The following is a 17,379-nucleotide window of genomic DNA, read 5'->3' as shown; positions in this document are numbered from 1 at the left end:
CCAGCACCTCCAGTTTTCTGTATTCTTACTCTGCTTCGAACGCGATCCAATCGCCCCAGAGTTCCTTGACCATGCAGATGAGATCCTCGTGGATCCATAGGTCTGCAAGGCTCACATCCTCATGATCCCGGAAGGCCGGGAGACCTGCGCCTGGGTTGCCAACCGGAAGCACCAAGGCTACGAGTTCATGCGCGCGGCCCGATGGCGGATTCACCACGGGTGACGCGTCGAGAAAGTAGGAGTCCGGATCGCCGTCTTCAGGATATTCCTGCGGATCTTCCGCATCGAGATCCCAAGTGTGCCAATCGATTGCGAATCCGATACCGACAAAGGCGGGGAGCGTGCTCTCTACCGGGGCGGCTTCCGCAAACCGCCCGGCCGCTTCACGCGACGTGACGCAGATGTTGCCATGGCCGGGCACCAGCGGGAAAAAGACCGGAGGCACGAAAGGGATCGTGCGGGTGAGGAGAAATCGATCGTCATCCAACTCCGCTTCACCGGAAATCAAGACGTCCCCGTAGTCGCCCCAAAGCGGGCGTTGGCTTAGTTTCAGGTATCGCGCCATTTCAAGGAGCGAACCTCATCCGGGCTGCCCTGTCATGTGTGAAAAAGCCGTTCACTTCTTCCGATTACGCCTTACAAGTCAGGTCGATGAGATGGATGCCAAGGCTACTGCTCCTCGCCGCGGCCTTGCTGGCCGGCGATACCCGTGCTGAAGACAAGGATGAAGCGAAGGGCGACGTCTGGGCGCTGGCGTATTTCCGGCAGCGCTATCCGACCCGCGTCGAGATCGATGCGGATGGGAGAATCCGGGACGTGCCCTTGGCCGATCCGATGAGCGTCGAGAAGCTGCACTTCGCGCTGAGCACCGATGGGCGGAACTGGACGCCGCTGGCCGGGAACAAACCGGTGTGGGATCAACAGCTCCGTGATCCCTTCATCCAACGCGCGCCCGACGGCATCTGGCATCTCATGGGCACCGGGCGCGCCGCCAAGGATCCGCGGAACGGAAAGCGGCCGGTGTGTGTGCACGCCACCTCGCGCGACCTGATCCACTGGGACACGGTCGAATCGCTGCCGCTGATGGAGGGCGTCAGCGGTCCGGACGGAAAGAAGCCGGGCAATATCTGGGCACCGGAATGGTTCATCGATCCAAAGAGTGGTGAGTTCTTCGTATTCTGGTCTTCGAGCTTCGAGGACGCGGGATGGAAAGACAGCCGGCTGTGGTTTTGCCGGACCAAGGATTGGAAATCGTTCACACCGGCGAAGGTGTTGTTCGATCCCGACTACTCGGTCATCGATGGCACGCTGCGGGAAGTCGACGGCACCTTCTATCTTTTCCACAAGGAGGAGGAGTTCGGCGAGCGCACCGGTGAGCGCCGAGCCATCCGGCTCGCCTACTCTAACAACATCGAGGGGCCTTACGAAATCCATCAAGGCCCGCTCAACCGGGGGCAGATCGTTCCCACGATCACCGAGGGCTGCTCGGTGATGCCCGACCCGAGCGGGCCCGGCTGGCTGCTGCTCTACGACTACTGCATGACCAATCGCTTCGGCGCATCCTCGTCTCCCGACCTGAAGGAGTGGAAGGTGGTGGAAGACGTGAAGTTCCCTCCGGATGCCCGGCATGGCAGCGCCTTCAAGCTCAAGGCAGACGAGGCGGAGCGGCTGAGGAAGCAGTTCGGCGCACCGGCCAGTGTGAAGTGATTCTCCCCGATGACGATGCGGGCCTCCCACGTCTCGCGACCTTTCAGGCCGCCCTCCCTCCCCGTGCCGGAGACCCCTCCCGCTGGGCGGGGCTGAGGGCTGGCCGCGCCGTTGGCGCTGAAGAAGAGAAGACCCGTAAATCTGACGGAGAGTCCCAAATCCGAGGTAAAGCGTTTTTCCTTTGCGCGATGAAGATGTCCGCGGAGTTTGCTCCCGCTCCGCCGCTATGTCCCTCATGAACGAATCCCCCATCATCCAGGCTCGTGGCGTGGCGAAGCGCTTTGGGAGTTTCGAGGCTCTCGTGACCTTGGACCTTGAGGTGAAGAAGGGGGAATGCGTCGGCCTGCTAGGGCCGAATGGCGCGGGCAAGTCCACCTTCATCGGCTGCCTCTATGGAGTGGTGGTGCGCAGTGGCGGTGAGCTGGAGGTGTTCGGGCTGGATCCGGCGACGCAGGCGCGCAGCATCAAGCGCAGGATCGGGGTGGTGCCGCAGGAGAACGCCTTGGACGAGGGCCTGACGGTGCTGGAGAACATGCGGATCTACGCGAGCTTCAGCGAGCTTTCGAAGAAGGTGGCCGAACCGCGCATCGCCGAGCTGCTGTCCTACATGATGCTGGAGACCAAGCGGGACGCGACCATCAAGACGCTCTCGGGAGGGATGAAGCGGCGGCTTACCTTTGTCCGCGCCTTGTTGGCCGATCCCGAGTTGCTGATCCTGGACGAGCCGACCACCGGCCTCGATCCCTCGGTGCGGCACCTGTTGTGGGAAAAGGTCATCGAGCTGCGCGACCGCGGGAAAACGATCCTCGTGACCACCCACTACATGCACGAGGCCGAAGTGCTGTGCGACCGGATCGTGATCCTCGATCGCGGCCGGGTGGTGGGGACGGGCGCGCCGCGCGAATTGATCGAGCGCGAGGCCCCGGGATTCGTCGGCATTTTCCCTCCGCATACGGACGAGGCGATCAAGCCGCATCTGGACCCGTCGTGGGTGCTCTTCCATCAGGGCCGGCAATGCTGCGTGCGGGCGCCGCGTTTCGATGACCTGTTAGAATTGCAGCGGGCGTCCGGCCAGACGGCCTTGCAAATGCGTCCGGCCAATCTGGAGGACGTGTATCTGAAACTCACCGGCAGCGAGCTGAACGACGATGAATGAACGCTTCCCAAGCCTCCGCCTGAGCTGGCAAGTGGTCATCCGGAATTGGATGGTCTACCGGAAGGATTTCCTGGCTAACATCTCGCCGACACTGGCCGATCCGGCGCTGATCCTCGGCTCGCTTGGGATGGGGCTGTCCGGGTTCGTTGGAGAGATCGATGGCATGAGCTACGCGCAGTTCCTGGCACCCGGGATGATTGCGACCACGGCATTGTTCACGGCGTTCTTCGAGAGCAGCTACGGCTTCTATGTGCGGATGACCTTCGAGTCGGTGTTCAAGGCGATGCTGACCACGCCGATCGGTGTGAACGAGGTGGTGGCGGGCGAGTTCATGTGGGTCTTCGTCCGCGCCGCGCTGATGGGACTCGGCGTGTCGCTGGTGCTGCTGGTGCTGGGCCTGTTGCCGAATCCTGTGGCGATCCTGATTTGTCCGCTCATTGCTGGGGCCCTGGCACTGCCATGCGCGGCGATCGGTCTGCTGGCTTCGGCGTGGGTGCGGAACATCAACCAATTCCAGACCGTTTACTCGTTCCTGATCGCGCCCATCTTCTATCTGTCGGGCGTGTTCTTCCCGGTTCCTTCGGGCTCATTCCTGGGCACCATCGTCCAGTTCTCCCCGTTTTATCACGGGGTGAAATTGATCCAGTTCACGGTGTGGGGCCATGCCGAGTGGAGCGCCGTCCTATGGCATGTGGTGCTGTTAGGCGCGTTTGCGTTCGTGCTGTGCAGCCTGTCCTTCCGGTTCATCGGACGGAAGCTGACCACGTGAAAGCGGCTACTTTGACGGGAGCGGGATTTTCTTCGCCACCAGCGCGTCGCGCATCGCGGTGGCCAAGGCTTCCGGACTGCGGCCGTTGAGAAGGATGCCGATGTCCTTGAAGGCGACTTGCTCCGGCGCGCAATCGAAAGGAAAGGCGGGAGACTTCGGTGGCGCCAGTGTTTTCGGGTAGCTGTAGCTGCCGTCCGGCGACTTCTCCACCTCGGGATGACGGATAAATTCCGCGAAGGCCTTGTCGTAGGCGGCGAGTGCCTTGCGGTGGTCCTCCACGACGCGCGCGTTTTCCCGACAGGCGGCGATGAACTTCCGCAGCAGCACCGCATCGCCATCGCCCTCCGCGTGGATGAAGTACCACGTGATGAGCATGCCGGTGTGGTTGATGCGGGGGAGCAGGCTGCGGTTGCCGAAGACCGTGCTGTTCGATGGATCCTTGGCGGCGGGGGCGTCCTTGTCGCCACTGTCCCAGGTCGGGCGATCCATCGTGAAGACGCGGGCGAGGGGATAGGCCTCGATCTCGCCGGCGCGCTGCTGCACGTTCTTCAAATGCCCGGCGGGGCTGAAGGTGCCGCCCTTCACCGGCATGAGTTCCATGTAACCGGCCGCGCCCTCGATCAACCACATGGGAAGACCGGCGAGGGCATCATTCATCATCATCGGGGTGAGTGCACGTGTCAGTGCGGAGGTGTCGATGTCCTCGCGTCGCTGCCACCCCTTCGGTGATTTTTCCAAGCCGAACGATTCGAGGGGAGCGATGAAGACCTTCCGCGACGCGATGTAGATGCCCGGCCGGTCGCTCGGCCCGCCGGCCTTGAGGTAGGCGTCGGGGTCCGCGTGCAGCTCGATGCGGAAGCGCCCGCCGGCGGGATTCGCGAGGATTCCCCAGGGGGAAGCGGCAAGCAAACGATGGATGGCCTCGAAGGTTCCCGCCACCTCCTTGGCGGCGGGCGGAGCGAGCTCGGCATCGGAGACGATCTCAAAGTGCTCGGTGCGGTAGATGATCCCGGCCTCCGGTGTCTTCTCCACCTCGATCTTCACTTGGGAGAAATCGGTGCGGATCTCCGCGGGCCAGCCGGGCCACTCCGGGAGCAGCTAGGCACGGTGCTCTGCCACGAAGGCGCGATCCGCCTCGGACAGCCGGGAAAGCGGGACTTTCACCGGTTTCCCGGTGCCGGAAACCTTCAGCGTCACCGAGTCGGCGGTCGCTGCGATCATCGTGGCCTTGATCACCTTGCCATCGCCACTCGACCAATCCCGGACGGCCCCCGGATCGACGGCGGACAAGATGCCGGTGGCGGCGAGCATGGGAAGAAGAAGGCGGAGCGAGAGCATCAGTGGGATGCGCCAGCTAACTTCCTGCGCAAGCCATCCGTCAATCTCGCGCGAGACATGGGATGACCTCATGCGCTTGCCAAAACCATTGCCCGGGTTCGCTGCGATGGGCATCTTCGCGAATGAGCTCCTCTTTCATCCGGACCTATCAGCATGGCGATCATGTCGCGATCGCGACGATCTTCTGCCGCGCCGTGCATGAGATCGGGTGCAAGGACTACACGCCGGCCCAATGCCTCGCGTGGTCCGATACGAAGCCGAATCCTGAGCACTGGGAGAAGCGCTGCGAGCGGAAGCAGCCCTTTGTCAGCGTGGTGGGCGAGGAGATCGCTGGGTTCCTTGAGTTGGACCCGGACGGCCACATCGATTGCGCCTACGTGAACCCGGACTTCCAACGGCGCGGCATCATGACGGCGCTCGTCCAACATGCGGTCGACGTGGCCGCGGCGATGAATCTCTCCCGGGTGTATGTGGAAGCGTCCATCGGGGCCCGCTGCTTGTTCGAGCGGCTCGGGTTTGAAGTCCTGCGCGAGCAGGAGGTCGCCATGGGTGGGGAGAAGCTGGTGAACTACGCGATGGAACTCGCGCTTGTCCCGACCAAGGCTAACGGTCTTGCCTGACGATGATCGCCTTCCGACAGCTCCGAACCGATGACCTTCTCGCGGTGGCGCCCATGGTTACCTCTCGTCATGGGATGGAGCTATTTCGCGAGCCCGAAGATTGGCAGCCCGCCGGGATCCGCACCGGCTGGGTGGCCTGTTCCGATGACGTTCCGGTGGCGGTGTCACTCGCCTGCCGCGAGTCCGGGGAACTGCTGGCGTTGGCGGTGGATCCTGAGTTCCGTGGCCAGCGCCTCGGCCGCGAATTGCTCCGCCAAGCCGAGGCATGGTTGTTCTCGCATGGGTGGGAAACGATTTCATTGGCTGTGGATTCCGGCGTGCCCGCGGATTTCCTGCTGCGCCAGGGTTGGTCCGCGGAAGGACCGGCACATGAGGGCCGGTTGATCAAGAAGAGCGACAAGCCGAAGCTTCTGTTAGAAGAGCATTGGCTCGAGGATCCCGCCACCGGCTACGGGCGCTTGATCCGTCTGAGCCGCGGGCCCGCTGACCGGACGCATCCGCTTTGCCTGATTCTCGATGGGGAAACCTATTGGAGGGACATGGCGACCGGGCCGGTTTTCCGGAGCATCGCCGACTCGATGCCGACCGGCATGACCCTTGCCTACATCGGTCATGTGAGCGCGGCGGACCGCCATCGGGATTTCACGGCGAATGTAGAGTACGCGCGTTTCCTCGGGGAGCGGGTGATCCCTTGGTTGCAGCAAGAGGTCGCCGGACTGGCTGATGGCGGGCACTTGGTCGTGGGATTGAGCCTGAGCGGTCTGATGGCCGTCCATCTCGCGTTGCGGTACCCGCAGCTTTTCGGTGCCTGTATTTCCCAGTCGGGATCGCATTGGTGGGACGCCGAGGACTTCGAAAGCGTGGTGGAACGTCTGGAACCTGTTAGAGGCAGGTTCTGGTTGAGTGTGGGCACCAAGGAGACCGCGACCGATCTCCGTCACCCGCCGACCGGCCTGCATCAGAAGATCTCACAGATCGACGGGGTGAAGAACGCCGTGCGGGTGCTCGGCGAAGCCGGGGGCGTGGTCAATTTCCACGAGTTTGAAGGCGGACATACCGGAGAATGCTGGCGCGACGAACTCAAAGAAGCGGTCCGCTGGTGCTTGATGCCGGAAGCGTAGCAGACAGAAGCGTCACTGTGAGCGCTCTCGGATCACCTCATACATCGGCAGGTATTCCGGTGAGTCGATGATGTGGAGGTCCGGCTTGCTGCTGCCGGCGGTCATGATGGTGACGTTGCCGTTTTTGAAGATCTTGTTCAGTGGTCCCTGGCTTTGCTGGAGGCTATCGACGCGATCGAGGAGGATGCTCGTCTCGCTGCGGTAGAGCACGCCGGAAGTCAGCACGATGCGCGCGGCCTCGATGCGATAGCGCCATCGCCTTGCGCTGATCACCTTCAGCGGGATGGTGATGGGCAGCAGCACGATCGGGACCACCAGCAGGATGCTGAAAAGGACGAGCCTGAACACCGCGTTGCCCACCGAGCGACGGGCTTCTAACAAAACCTCCAGCGGTTCGGCGGCGACCGCTTGCGGCGAGGGGTCGACGCGGCCGCAGAGGATGTCATCCAGCAGCGTTCCTTGGTCGCGGACCGCGGGCAGGAAGCCGGAGGTGAATGAGCATTGCTTCATGAGGCCGCGCTGGCCTTGCTTCTTCTGGACGCCGGTTTGTTGAATTTCTTCCTCGCCTGCCACGAAGATCTCGAGGTCTCCCGTTTCGACGCCGGGGTAGCGGGTGACCTTGGTGCGTTTGACGTTACCGTAGCGCACGTAGTACCAGCGCTTGGCGATGATGCCTTGCTCCGCCTCGATGTGGTGGTCGTGGAAGACGAGGCGCTGGCGGGAATAGCGGAGCTTCGCGCAAATGACCGCGATCCCGATGATCAGCACAGGCAACAGCAGCGCGTAGTAGAGCACTGGATCGATGTCGATCGCCGCATAGATGACGCCACCGGCGAAGAGCAGCAGCAGCGGCAGGAATTTCAAGCGGGCACGCAGCCAGGTGAACACACCGAAGGAAGCCGCGGCCTGATAGTGCTCCGCGGTCCCGGCAGGAATGCCTGCCTGCCTCATCAGCGCGACCATGTCGATCTGGTTGGCAGCCACGTGGGCGAACACCATCGGCTCGCCGGAACCGATCGACCAGAACTTCAAGGTGAGCGTCCCGAACATCCGGTCCCAGAGGTTCTGTGCGACAACGACGCCGGTGATCTTGTCGTACGCGAACTCCCGGTCGTGGAGCGTCATGAACCGGTAGGAATGCCGCACCGAGCCGGGTCGCACGGAGTACTGCGTGGACATCAGCCTGATCGAGGCCTGGATCATCGACACGATCCAAAGGGGCAGGATCGGGAAGATCAACAAGAGCGGCACAAGCGTCCGGCCCGCGTGCATGCGCAGCTCGGCGACCATCGCCTCACCGACCGGAATCGCTTCGGGCTCGGCGCGGCGCGGGCGGATCTGCGAGCCTAGCGCCGCGTTCTTTGCCGCTGGCTTTTCCTTCTGGCGGGCGAGGACGACGAGATGATCGATCGCGCCGGAGAGGGCGATGCCATTGTTGAGACGGCGGAACTTGATGTCCGAGCCGCTTCCCTGGCAGCTCACTTGGACATCGTAGAGGCCGAAGAGCCGGTCGAGAAAGGAACTCTTGGTGTTCGCGTCGGCAATGTTCTCGTACGGGATGAAGGCGTTGTGACGGGTCAGGAAGCCTTCCTCATAAACGACGACATCATTGTAGACGCGATACTTCCGCCGCTGGAGATCGAGAAAGCGCACGATGACCCCGGCGATGAGCATGATGATGACGAGTGCGATGACCACTTTCGCCGCGAGATCGAAGACGGGAGACTGCGCGGCTTCGCTCATCCCCATGATGAAGGGCGTGCCGACAATGGCCAACCCGACCGCACCCCCGGCCAGCCCGAGGCATTCGCCGATGATGCCGATCATCGCCGGCCGCTCCTCCAGCAAGAGCTGTTGGCGGGTGAGATCGTAGCCGTGCTTCTTCATCCGCTCCTGCAGGACTTCATAGACGGCCTCAGGCTCGGGGATGGCGCGCAGGACCACCGGCCGGGCATTGCCGGCGGTTTCCACGATGACGTTGCCGACGCCGTAGAACTTGTAGCGCAGCCACGGCAGCACGAGCTTTACGTGGGTGATGTTGCGGATCTCGAGCTCGGTCGTCTGGTCGCTGACCATACCTCCGCTGTGGCAGAGCACGCGGGAGTCGAGGATCTGGTAGCGTTCCTTGCGATAGGCCACGAGGCTCGCGAAGACCGCGAGGATGCTGCCCGCGACGAATACCACCGCGCCGGGCCACGGCGGATTTTCGGTGGCCGCGAGGATCGCGGCCGTGATCGCGCCGAGGACCGCCCAACCAATCAACCCGAACACGATGCGGAGGCAGATGAACGATCCTTTTCGCGGCTTGAGATCCAAGGCCGGTGCGGCTGGCGATGCGGGTTCCTCCGGGGCAGCAGCGGTCACCGGGCTCACGGTTACCGGGGTGGCGATTGCCTCCTTTTCCTCCCCGGCTACCGGGGTGGCAGCGGGAACTGGCGGTGGAACCGCGATCGGCGTAGCCTCCCGCGCGGCGGCCAGAAGATCCGAGATTTGTTCGGCCGGGATCCAATCGCTGTATCCATAGCTCCACACCAGGGTGGTGGGTCCCACCTCACCCCGGGTCGCCAAGGCGCTCAGTTCCTGGATCGAAACCGGCCCCAGCCGTTGACCATCCCTTGAGGCGTAGTGCCAATCCTGTTGATCTCGCGCGGACATAATTAATGCAACTTAGATATAAGGAAGCCGCCAGGGTGGCACGGAAATTCGCCCGGCGGGGCGTGACGATGCCCTCAGTTTCGAGTTCGCGGTGGGAGGGATCGTGCCCCGCGGAATCGTGCCGCATTGCATTTAACCCACAATGTTCACTTGGATTGACTTCTGACGTTAGGCTGGGCAAATGGCCTCCCTTTTATGACCAGTCTTCGTACTTCCCGACTGTCCAAGACCTTGGCCTTGGTTCCTCCGGCGGTCGCCTTGGTGGCGCAACACGCGAGCGGTGCCTTCGATGCCTTCATCAAGATCGGCGACATCGTGGGCGAGTCCACCGATGAGAAGCACGCAGGTTGGATCGAGCTGAACTCGGTCGAGTGGAACGTCAGCCGCTCCATCACCGCGCCGACGAGCGGAGGGAGCCAGCGCGAAGTTTCCGCCCCGAAGGTCTCGGAGCTGACACTGACCAAGCTCCTCGACCGCGCGTCGCCCGCGATTTTCCTCAATGTGGTGGGCGGCACCACGGCGATCCCCACGGTGACCGTGGAATTGCAGGAGAGCGGCTGGGAGCAAGCCGGAGTCTTTTACCGGCTCACGCTTTCGAATGTTCTGATTTCCAGCCAGAAACACGTGACCGCGGACGGGGAGGACCGGCCGAAGGAGACCGTCTCGCTGAATTTCACGAGGATCAAAATCGAGTACTTCTACGAAGACGCGAAGGGAGGGCTCATCCCGGCCACGCCAGTGCAGTTTGATCTTTCGAAGGGAACCGCTTCCTGACTCTGGGCATGGATCGCAGCCGGGCATCTTCCGTCACGTGGCTGGTCCTGCCGGCCATCGTCATCGGGCTGTGCCAGGTTGACTTGGCTGCCGGGCCGACGGTCGCGTGGCTGGATTTCAATGGGACCATCCCCGGCGAGTCCACGGAAGAACATCATAAGGACTGGATCGAGATCAAGGGCTTGGGCGTCGATACCACGCGGACCTTCACGAGCGGCTCCGGTGGGTCGCCCATTCCCTCGCTGCCGAAGGTGGGCGAGATTCTCCTCACCAAGGAACTCGACCGGGCGTCGCCACCGCTCTTCATCGCGGCGGCCGCGGGTACGCAGCCGTATCCGCTGGTGAAGCTGGATCTGAACTTCGGCACGGGGAAGCCAATCGCACGGCTGGAATTGCAGAGCGTGCTCCTCGGTTCCCAGACCTTCGCCGCGGCAGCGGGAACCGATACTCCGAAGGAAACCATCTCGCTGAACTTCAGCAAGATCACCTACTTCTACCTCCTGCCGGACGCACGGACCGCCTTCACCAGCTACGACATGGTCAAGAACAAGGCGACCTCCGGCTTCGATAGCGTCGTGAACCCCGACACCGACAGCGACGGGATGCCCGACGCTTGGGAATCGGCCTATGGCCTCAGCGCGGGCACCAATGATGCCGCCGGTGATGCGGATGGCGACGGGCTCAGCAATCTGGACGAATTCCAGCTCGGCACCCATCCGAAGTCCGGGACGTCTTTCTTCAAGGCGACGCTCTCCGCCGTGCCAGCGACGCCGGGCAGCTATCATCTGACGTGGAACAGCGTCGTGGGGAAGACCTACATCATCGAGTGGTCGCCGGATCTCCAGACGCCGTTTTCCCCGGTCCGCACCGTGACCGCCGCCACCACCAGCAGCAGCGAAACGATCACCTCCGGAGGAGCGGTCGGCTTCTATCGCGTGCGTCCCCAATAGCGGCCGTGGCTTCCTTGTTCCGTGATCTGGAGTCGTGGGATCCTGCACCGCTGCGGGCCCAGCTTTCAAAGGGCGGCTTCCATCGCACGGCGCTGCAAGCGCTCGGCATGCCGGAGCACTGGCTGAGGTCATCGGTGCGGCGCGCGGCCATGCTCGGTCGCGCTCAGGCAGGCTCGCCGATCCACACGCTGATCCGGCTGTTCACGCTGGGTGATGATGTTGAGCCCGAGGCGGTGTTGTTCGCGCTGGGCGATGCGGCGCCGGGGCTGCTGGAGATCGGCTTCCTGGAAGCGAGCGGCGGGCGGGTTCGCTCGCACTATCAGATTTGCCCGATCGGTGACCGATGGGTCGGCTGCGATTTCCACCAGCGCCAGGGCGAAGACGTGGATGACTATGTGATGGGCGTGGGTCCTTCCAGCATCCTGCTGGCCTCGCTGGCTCCGCAGGTGAAGGGCCGCGTGCTCGAGCTCGCGTGCGGCATCGGTTGGCTGGCGGGCGCGCTATCGAGCCGGGGCATGGAAGTGGTGGCGACCGATCTCAATGCGCGCGCCCTCGAGCTCGGCCGCTTTTCCGCGCGGCTCGGCGGGTTCGACGGCATCGATTTCCGCCAAGGCGATGGCCTGTCGACCGTGGCCGGGGAAACCTTCGACCTCATCGTCGCCAATCCTCCCTACGTCCAGTCGCCGGGGGGCTCGATGACCTACAAGGAAGCGCCGACCGGTGACCCGGTATGCGCGCGGCTGCTGCGGGAGATTCCGAATCACCTCGCGCCTGGCGGCATCGCCGTGGTGCTGATCAACTGGACCCACACCGGCGAGGACGATTGGAGCGAGGTGCCGCTTTCGTGGGTGCCCGCCGCGGGGGTCCGGCGCTGGCTGTTCCAGTCGGACTGCTCGTCCCCCGCGGACTATGCTTGGAAGTGGATCGCCCCTGACCTGCGCTTCCAGGAGGAGCAAGTGGCGGAGGAGGAAATCCGGCGCTGGCTCAGGCACTACCAGAACACTGGCGTCCGGCGCATCAGCGGTGGCTTCATGGTTCTCCAGAAATGCGCGTCCGGCGAGGAATGGGTGCGCACCGAAAGCCGCGCCGCGGAGAACATCGAGGCCGATGCCGGGCATGACGTGCTGCGGGTGCTCGCCAACGAGAGCTGGCTGACCCGAGAACCCGACCTTCTTCACTCGCACTTCCGTGTCCCTCCCGGCATCGCCGCGGAAGCGCGGATGACCCTGCATACGGGAAGCTGGGCGCGCGACACCATCCGCCTCACCAGCCCGGCCCGCCTGTCCTACGACGGCCAGATCGACGAGAATATCCTGCGCTTGCTCGCCCTCCTCGGCGACGGTGGGACGCCTGCCGACATGGTGGCTGAAATCCGCAGCCGCCTCGAATTCGCCGCCCTGCCGGATCTGCCCGAGCGCATTGCCGCGCTGGTGAGAGACCTCGTGTCCCACGGGATGCTGGTGCCGGTCGCGCAGGGCTGAGCGGGAAGGCGGGTCATGCGGTGCATCCCCGCTGGTTCTGTTAGATTGGCGATGGGGGAATGAAGGGATATGCGAGTCGGTCAAGCGGCAGCGATTCGCGCCCGCCGCTTTTCCCCCCATGAATCTCCCCACCCTTGCTCGCTGGTTCCTTTTCCTCGCGATCCCGATGGCGTGCGATGCTGCAAGCATCCGGCTCAGTTGGACCGGCACCGGGCCTGCGGGCGACAATCGAACGGGTCTCCACTCGATGATCCTCGGCGAAGCCGGGAGCCACTCCTATCTGGCGCTTCCGCAGCGCGCCGAGAGCGTCACGGTGCACAAGGGCACCGTCTACTATGCCGTGCCAAAGGACTCGTCCTACAGCGGTTGGAATGTCTACAGCACCGACCTCCAGGGTGGGTCGACCACGCACCTCTATGAGATCGACCATAAAACCACCTCCTGGGGCTTCGCCGTCACCGACGATCACTTGTATCTGAGCGACTCGCTGAACGACACGATCACCCGCTCGAATCTGGATGGCAGCGGTCTGGAGATGGTGTTCGATTCTCCGACCGTAGCTCCCTCCCCGGCTTACATGACTGCAACGGCCCAGAGCCTTTATTGGACCCAAGTCGTGAGCGATTCGCGAGGCCGGTCCCAGATCTGGACCCTGGATCACGCGAATCCCAGCCAAGCGCTTTCGATCCTGACCGGATTGAGCGAGCCCCAGTACCTGAGCTCCAGTGCCGCCTATCTCTTTTGGTTCGATAGCATGGAAAGGGTGATCTACCGCTCGGACCACGAGGGACAGAATCTCCAGGTCATCGTCTCCGCGACATGGGCCCGCGGGATGGTGGCCGATGACGAGCATCTCTACTGGACCAACAACAAGAATCTCATGCGGAGCGACCACAATGGCGGCAATGTCGAAATCGTCGTGACCTCGGCCGACAACATGGCGGGCGGCTTCCTGGAAATCGTTCCGGAGCCGGGCACCGTCCTCCTCGGGGGCCTTGGCGGACTGGTCCTGTTAGGACGCCGCCGGCGGCTCATGGCCGCTTGAGACTCCGGCGGGAATCCGCGAATGAATGGCCCGGCACGTTTTCGCAGGAAGATCGGGACGCGCCCGACGGTAGCTTGGGGTAATTGGCTCCCCCGCCATTTCTTCCTCATCTCATGATCCGGATTTTCACCGTGCTCTGTTCCCTCTTTGCTTTCGGCATCGCCATGGCTGCTCCCGCAGAACCTGAAGTGATCCCGCTATGGCCGGATCAAGCTCCGGTGGGTGATGGGACCTCCGAGAAGACCGGGGCGAAGCTGACGCTGCATCGGCCGGAGAAGCCGAATGGCGCGGTGATGGTGATCTGTCCCGGCGGCGGCTACGGCGGGCTGGTGGTGGATGGGGAAGGCCATGGCATCGCGAAGTGGCTGAATGCGCACGGCATCACCGGCGTGGTGTTGGAATATCGCCTGCCGAATGGACGGTCGAAGGTGCCGCTGCTCGATGCGCAGCGCGCGGTGCGGACCGTGCGGGCGAAAGCGAGGGACTGGCGCTGCGACCCGAAGAAAGTCGGCATCATCGGCTTTTCCGCGGGAGGTCATCTCGCGGCGACGGCGGCGACGCGCTTCGACGAGGGCGATCGCACGGCGAAGGATCCGATCGAGCGCCAGGGATGCCGGCCGGACTTCGCGGTGCTGGTGTATCCGGTCATCACGATGGGCGAGAGCACCCATGGCGGATCGCGGAAGAATTTGCTCGGGCCAACCCCCACGGAGGAGGCCATCGCGCTTTACTCCGCGGAGAAGCAAGTCACCGCGAAGACCCCGCCGATCTACTTCACCCACGCGGCGGACGATGCCGTGGTGCCCCCGTCGCATAGCCGGTCTTTTCAAGCGGCACTCAAGGAGAAAGGCGTGTTGAACGAGTATCTCGAGCTGCCTTCCGGCGGCCATGGGCTGAACGGCTACAAGGGCCCGATGTGGGACGCATGGCAGGCCGGCGCGCTGAAGTGGATGGCGGAGAGCGGGCTGATGAAGTGAGGTCTTTGATCGCAACCGGCGGGCTTTGACATCAGGGAATGGCCTGTGTAGCGAAGCTCATGCTGCCGGTGCTTTTCGTGATGCTTGATGGCGTGCGGCCGGACGCAGTCCAGGAAGCGCGCACTCCCACGCTCGACCGGCTGGTGGCTCAGGGGGCTTCAAGTTTCGCGGCGCGGAGCGTGATGCCTTCGGTCACCCTGCCCTGCCATACCTCCATCTTCCATAGCGTGCCGCCGACCCGTCACGGGATCACCAGCAACACGTGGGTACCGATGGCGCGACCGATTCCCGGTTTGATCGATGTCGCCGCCGCCGCAGGGAAAAAGTGCGCGTTCTTCTACAATTGGGAACAGCTCCGCGACCTCAGCCGGCCGGGGGCGCTATCGTTCTCCTATTTCACGGATACCAGCGCGGACGACGATGGTGATGATGGTCTGGCGAGAGAAGCGGCGATCCGGATTCCCGCGGAGAGGTGGGACTTCGTGTTCCTTTATTTCGGCACCGTGGATACCGCCGGTCACCGGCATGGCTGGATGTCGCCGGAGTATCTGGGACAGCTCGAGCGCGTGGACTCCCTGCTCGGTGAGGTGCTCGATGCACTTCCTGACGACTACGCCGTGATCGTGCACGCAGACCACGGTGGACACGAGCGGAACCACGGAACGGATTGCCGTGAAGACATGCTGGTGCCGTGGATCGCCACGGGCAGCGGGATCAGGCCTGCGCACACGATCCAGGCGCCGGTTTCGATCATGGACTCGGCTCCTACCATTGCCCGTCTCCTGGGAATCGCCCCTCATCCGGATTGGGAAGGAAAGATCATCGAAGAGATCTTCCTCTCACGAGCCGGGTAGCTGTGAGCTCCGGGCGACGCGCCGGATTTGCACGTTGCGGGGAGCTGAGAGCTCGCCAAACTGTAGTGATACGATTGTCGCCTGTTTTTGGGACAGGCGCATGCTTGTCGTTTCACCACAAACTCACGCTCATTATGAAAATTCTCACCACCATCCTCATGTCGGCAGCCGCTGCCGCATTTGCTTCCGGCGGATTGGCCGCGGAAGAAACCAAGGGCAAGACCGTGACCTTGGAAGGCACCGCCACCTGCGCGAAATGCGATCTGGGGACCGAAGATACCTGTGCCACTGTCCTCCAGGTGAAGGACGGCGACAAGACGGTGACCTACTACATCACCGGTGAGCCCGACAAAGAGTTCCACAAGAAGATCTGCAAATCCTCCAAGGAGGCAAAGGCGACCGGTACCGTCAGCGACAAGGACGGCAAGAAGATGCTTGAAGTCACGTCGATTGAAGAGAAGACGAAGAAGTGATTCGGGGGAGTCCTGATCTTCTGTAGGCGCGGTGGTGACACCGCGGAGGCCACTTGTGAAGCGGGCTTCACCCTTGCTTCCGCACTCTCACGAGTGCGCCTACGGTTTCCGCGGCGGACTGCCATCGTCCTTCGTAGGCGCGGTCGTGGCACCGCGGGAGCTACCGGCGGAGCGGACTCTGCCGCCGCCACAAGCGGGAAGTCCCGCTCGACGCCGCACGCGCGGCCCCCTTTGATGGGCGGCTCATTCATCCCATGCGCATTGACTGTCACGTCCACATGGTAGGCACCGGCGCAGGCGGCACCGGCTGCTGGTACCGGCCGAAGGGCCTTACGAAGATCGGCGAGCCATTTCTGGTGAAGGCGGTCGGCCTGACCACCCGCGACCTGCACGGGCCGGAGTTCGACCAGCTCTATGTCGGAAATCTGTTAGAGTTTATCCGCGGCTCGTCAGTCGATAGCGCGTTGCTGCTCGCGCACGAGCTGCCGCATCTGGAAGACGGCACGTCCTTGCCCGAGCGATCGTCGCTGTATGTGCCGAATGACTGCGTGCTGAAGCTCGCGCAGGAGCACTCCGAATTCCTCGCCGGGGTCTCGATCCATCCGGCGCGAAAGGATGCGATGGAGGAATTGGAGAAGTGCCTCGCCGGCGGTGCGGCGGCGCTGAAGTGTCTGCCGAATGTGCAGGGTATCGATTGGAATAGCCCGCGCTACACCGCTTTCCTCGAGCGCATGGCGGAGGCAGGCCTGCCACTGCTCGCCCACACCGGCAGCGAGCGGACCATGCCGGTGATGGATCATGCGCTCGCTTCACCACGGGTGCTGACGCGCGCGCTGGAGATCGGCGTCACGTGCATCGCGGCGCACGCTGGCACCGGCATGATGGTGCTGGATCCGGATTACTTCGATGTCTTCACGGAGATGCTCGCGAAGTATCCGAATCTCTATGGTGATAACAGTGCCCTCGCCGGCCTGAGCTTTCGCCTGCGGCCATCGGCGCTGCGCGTGATGACTTCGGCGGCGATGGACGGGCGCATCCTTCACGGCAGCGACTTGCCGGTGCCTCCCAGCGGTCTCTTGCCATGGGCCTTCGGGATGATCCCGTGGGAAGATTTCATGGATAGCCGGGGCGTGGCGAATCCACTGGAGCGGGACGCCACATTGAAGCGGATGATGGGCTTCAACGATGTGGCGTTCACCCGCGCGGCGGACGTGTTGAGGGGCGTGAAGTGAGTACCCGTAGGCGTGGTGGTGACACTACGGAAGCACGGGAACAAGTCTGCTTTCAGGGACCACTCCGCACTGTCACCAGTGCGCCTACGCGGAAAGCACGGACAACCGCGGCGGGCTCACCTTGGCATCCGTAGGCGTGGTGGTGACACCACGGAAGCACGGGAACAAGTCTGCTTTCAGGGACCACTCCGCACTGTCACCAGTGCGCCTACGCGGAAAGCACGGAC

General features: G+C 63.2%; 17 protein-coding genes. 13 read left to right on the top strand and 4 right to left on the bottom strand.

The window, feature by feature from the left end; all coding sequences use genetic code 11:
- Positions 1 to 25 precede the first annotated feature (25 nt).
- Positions 26 to 565 (bottom strand): hypothetical protein, encoded by a 540-nt coding sequence (locus OKA05_RS04875; protein WP_264485983.1) that lies wholly within the window; start codon positions 563 to 565, stop codon positions 26 to 28.
- A 95-nt stretch (positions 566 to 660) separates the two neighbouring features.
- On the opposite strand from OKA05_RS04875, the gene OKA05_RS04870 reads away from it, so the two are divergent.
- The 3 genes from OKA05_RS04870 to OKA05_RS04860 all read left to right on the top strand — a co-directional run bounded on the left by OKA05_RS04870 (position 661) and on the right by OKA05_RS04860 (position 3,632).
- Entirely contained in the window at positions 661 to 1,707 is a 1,047-nt protein-coding gene (locus OKA05_RS04870) for a glycoside hydrolase family 43 protein (protein ID WP_264485982.1), read from the top strand.
- 235 nt (positions 1,708 to 1,942) lie between these two features.
- Positions 1,943 to 2,863 carry an ABC transporter ATP-binding protein gene (locus OKA05_RS04865; protein WP_264485981.1) on the top strand — a complete coding sequence of 307 codons (921 nt, stop codon included), beginning with the start codon at positions 1,943 to 1,945 and terminating at the stop codon, positions 2,861 to 2,863.
- Positions 2,856 to 3,632: an ABC transporter permease gene (locus OKA05_RS04860; protein WP_264485980.1), complete on the top strand. Its 777-nt coding sequence runs from the start codon at positions 2,856 to 2,858 to the stop codon at positions 3,630 to 3,632. The genes OKA05_RS04865 and OKA05_RS04860 overlap by 8 nt, the downstream gene beginning before the upstream one ends.
- A 6-nt stretch (positions 3,633 to 3,638) precedes the next feature.
- Here OKA05_RS04860 and OKA05_RS04855 read toward each other — a convergent pair whose 3' ends face one another.
- Both OKA05_RS04855 and OKA05_RS04850 read right to left on the bottom strand, forming a co-directional pair.
- Positions 3,639 to 4,676: a hypothetical protein gene (locus OKA05_RS04855; protein WP_264485979.1), complete on the bottom strand. Its 1,038-nt coding sequence runs from the start codon at positions 4,674 to 4,676 to the stop codon at positions 3,639 to 3,641.
- Between the two features lie 54 nt (positions 4,677 to 4,730).
- Positions 4,731 to 4,970 (bottom strand): hypothetical protein, encoded by a 240-nt coding sequence (locus OKA05_RS04850; RefSeq protein ID WP_264485978.1) that lies wholly within the window; start codon positions 4,968 to 4,970, stop codon positions 4,731 to 4,733.
- Between the two features lie 122 nt (positions 4,971 to 5,092).
- Here OKA05_RS04850 and OKA05_RS04845 point away from each other — a divergent pair, with 122 nt between their 5' ends.
- Complete coding sequence (locus OKA05_RS04845) at positions 5,093 to 5,590, top strand: GNAT family N-acetyltransferase (RefSeq protein WP_264485977.1); 498 nt, start codon at positions 5,093 to 5,095, stop codon at positions 5,588 to 5,590.
- Between the two features lie 74 nt (positions 5,591 to 5,664).
- Entirely contained in the window at positions 5,665 to 6,711 is a 1,047-nt protein-coding gene (locus OKA05_RS04840; RefSeq protein WP_264485976.1) for an alpha/beta hydrolase, read from the top strand.
- Positions 6,712 to 6,723: 12 nt separating this feature from the next.
- Here OKA05_RS04840 and OKA05_RS04835 read toward each other — a convergent pair whose 3' ends face one another.
- Positions 6,724 to 9,366, bottom strand: a complete 2,643-nt coding sequence (locus tag OKA05_RS04835) for a PH domain-containing protein (protein ID WP_264485975.1) — start codon at positions 9,364 to 9,366, stop codon at positions 6,724 to 6,726.
- Positions 9,367 to 9,561: 195 nt separating this feature from the next.
- Here OKA05_RS04835 and OKA05_RS04830 point away from each other — a divergent pair, with 195 nt between their 5' ends.
- The 8 genes from OKA05_RS04830 to OKA05_RS04795 all read left to right on the top strand — a co-directional run bounded on the left by OKA05_RS04830 (position 9,562) and on the right by OKA05_RS04795 (position 17,152).
- Entirely contained in the window at positions 9,562 to 10,140 is a 579-nt protein-coding gene (locus tag OKA05_RS04830; protein WP_264485974.1) for an Hcp family type VI secretion system effector, read from the top strand.
- Between the two features lie 8 nt (positions 10,141 to 10,148).
- The gene (locus tag OKA05_RS04825) at positions 10,149 to 11,090 is read left to right on the top strand and encodes an Hcp family type VI secretion system effector (protein ID WP_264485973.1); all 942 of its coding nucleotides are present in this window, start codon (positions 10,149 to 10,151) and stop codon (positions 11,088 to 11,090) included.
- Between the two features lie 5 nt (positions 11,091 to 11,095).
- Entirely contained in the window at positions 11,096 to 12,571 is a 1,476-nt protein-coding gene (locus tag OKA05_RS04820; protein WP_264485972.1) for a methyltransferase, read from the top strand.
- A 118-nt stretch (positions 12,572 to 12,689) separates the two neighbouring features.
- On the top strand, positions 12,690 to 13,616 hold the full coding sequence (locus OKA05_RS04815) for a PEP-CTERM sorting domain-containing protein (protein ID WP_264485971.1): 927 nt from the start codon (positions 12,690 to 12,692) through the stop codon (positions 13,614 to 13,616).
- Between the two features lie 113 nt (positions 13,617 to 13,729).
- Positions 13,730 to 14,593, top strand: coding sequence for an alpha/beta hydrolase (locus tag OKA05_RS04810; RefSeq protein WP_264485970.1), 864 nt, complete (start codon positions 13,730 to 13,732; stop codon positions 14,591 to 14,593).
- Between the two features lie 59 nt (positions 14,594 to 14,652).
- Entirely contained in the window at positions 14,653 to 15,447 is a 795-nt protein-coding gene (locus OKA05_RS04805) for an alkaline phosphatase family protein (RefSeq protein ID WP_264485969.1), read from the top strand.
- Positions 15,448 to 15,581: 134 nt separating this feature from the next.
- A complete protein-coding gene (locus tag OKA05_RS04800; RefSeq protein ID WP_264485968.1) occupies positions 15,582 to 15,920 on the top strand; it encodes a DUF6370 family protein in 339 nt (112 codons plus the stop codon).
- Between the two features lie 254 nt (positions 15,921 to 16,174).
- Positions 16,175 to 17,152: an amidohydrolase family protein gene (locus OKA05_RS04795; RefSeq protein ID WP_264485967.1), complete on the top strand. Its 978-nt coding sequence runs from the start codon at positions 16,175 to 16,177 to the stop codon at positions 17,150 to 17,152.
- Positions 17,153 to 17,379: the final 227 nt, after the last annotated feature.

The organism is Luteolibacter arcticus (assembly GCF_025950235.1).
Classification (GTDB): Bacteria; Verrucomicrobiota; Verrucomicrobiia; order Verrucomicrobiales; family Akkermansiaceae; genus Haloferula; species Haloferula arctica.
This window is presented reverse-complemented; position numbering and strand designations above follow the sequence as displayed.

Excerpts from the sequence above, each read along its gene's own strand:
- OKA05_RS04835 (WP_264485975.1), bottom strand. The coding sequence starts at position 9,366 with ATGTCCGCGCGAGATCAACAGGATTGGCACTACGCCTCAAGGGATGGT.
- OKA05_RS04865 (WP_264485981.1), top strand. The coding sequence starts at position 1,943 with ATGAACGAATCCCCCATCATCCAGGCTCGTGGCGTGGCGAAGCGCTTT.
- OKA05_RS04860 (WP_264485980.1), top strand. The coding sequence starts at position 2,856 with ATGAATGAACGCTTCCCAAGCCTCCGCCTGAGCTGGCAAGTGGTCATC.
- OKA05_RS04850 (WP_264485978.1), bottom strand. The coding sequence starts at position 4,970 with ATGCTCTCGCTCCGCCTTCTTCTTCCCATGCTCGCCGCCACCGGCATC.
- OKA05_RS04845 (WP_264485977.1), top strand. The coding sequence starts at position 5,093 with ATGAGCTCCTCTTTCATCCGGACCTATCAGCATGGCGATCATGTCGCG.
- OKA05_RS04815 (WP_264485971.1), top strand. The coding sequence starts at position 12,690 with ATGAATCTCCCCACCCTTGCTCGCTGGTTCCTTTTCCTCGCGATCCCG.
- OKA05_RS04875 (WP_264485983.1), bottom strand. The coding sequence starts at position 565 with ATGGCGCGATACCTGAAACTAAGCCAACGCCCGCTTTGGGGCGACTAC.
- OKA05_RS04795 (WP_264485967.1), top strand. The coding sequence starts at position 16,175 with ATGCGCATTGACTGTCACGTCCACATGGTAGGCACCGGCGCAGGCGGC.
- OKA05_RS04825 (WP_264485973.1), top strand. The coding sequence starts at position 10,149 with ATGGATCGCAGCCGGGCATCTTCCGTCACGTGGCTGGTCCTGCCGGCC.
- OKA05_RS04870 (WP_264485982.1), top strand. The coding sequence starts at position 661 with ATGCCAAGGCTACTGCTCCTCGCCGCGGCCTTGCTGGCCGGCGATACC.
- OKA05_RS04810 (WP_264485970.1), top strand. The coding sequence starts at position 13,730 with ATGATCCGGATTTTCACCGTGCTCTGTTCCCTCTTTGCTTTCGGCATC.
- OKA05_RS04840 (WP_264485976.1), top strand. The coding sequence starts at position 5,665 with ATGGAGCTATTTCGCGAGCCCGAAGATTGGCAGCCCGCCGGGATCCGC.
- OKA05_RS04800 (WP_264485968.1), top strand. The coding sequence starts at position 15,582 with ATGAAAATTCTCACCACCATCCTCATGTCGGCAGCCGCTGCCGCATTT.
- OKA05_RS04830 (WP_264485974.1), top strand. The coding sequence starts at position 9,562 with ATGACCAGTCTTCGTACTTCCCGACTGTCCAAGACCTTGGCCTTGGTT.
- OKA05_RS04805 (WP_264485969.1), top strand. The coding sequence starts at position 14,653 with ATGCTGCCGGTGCTTTTCGTGATGCTTGATGGCGTGCGGCCGGACGCA.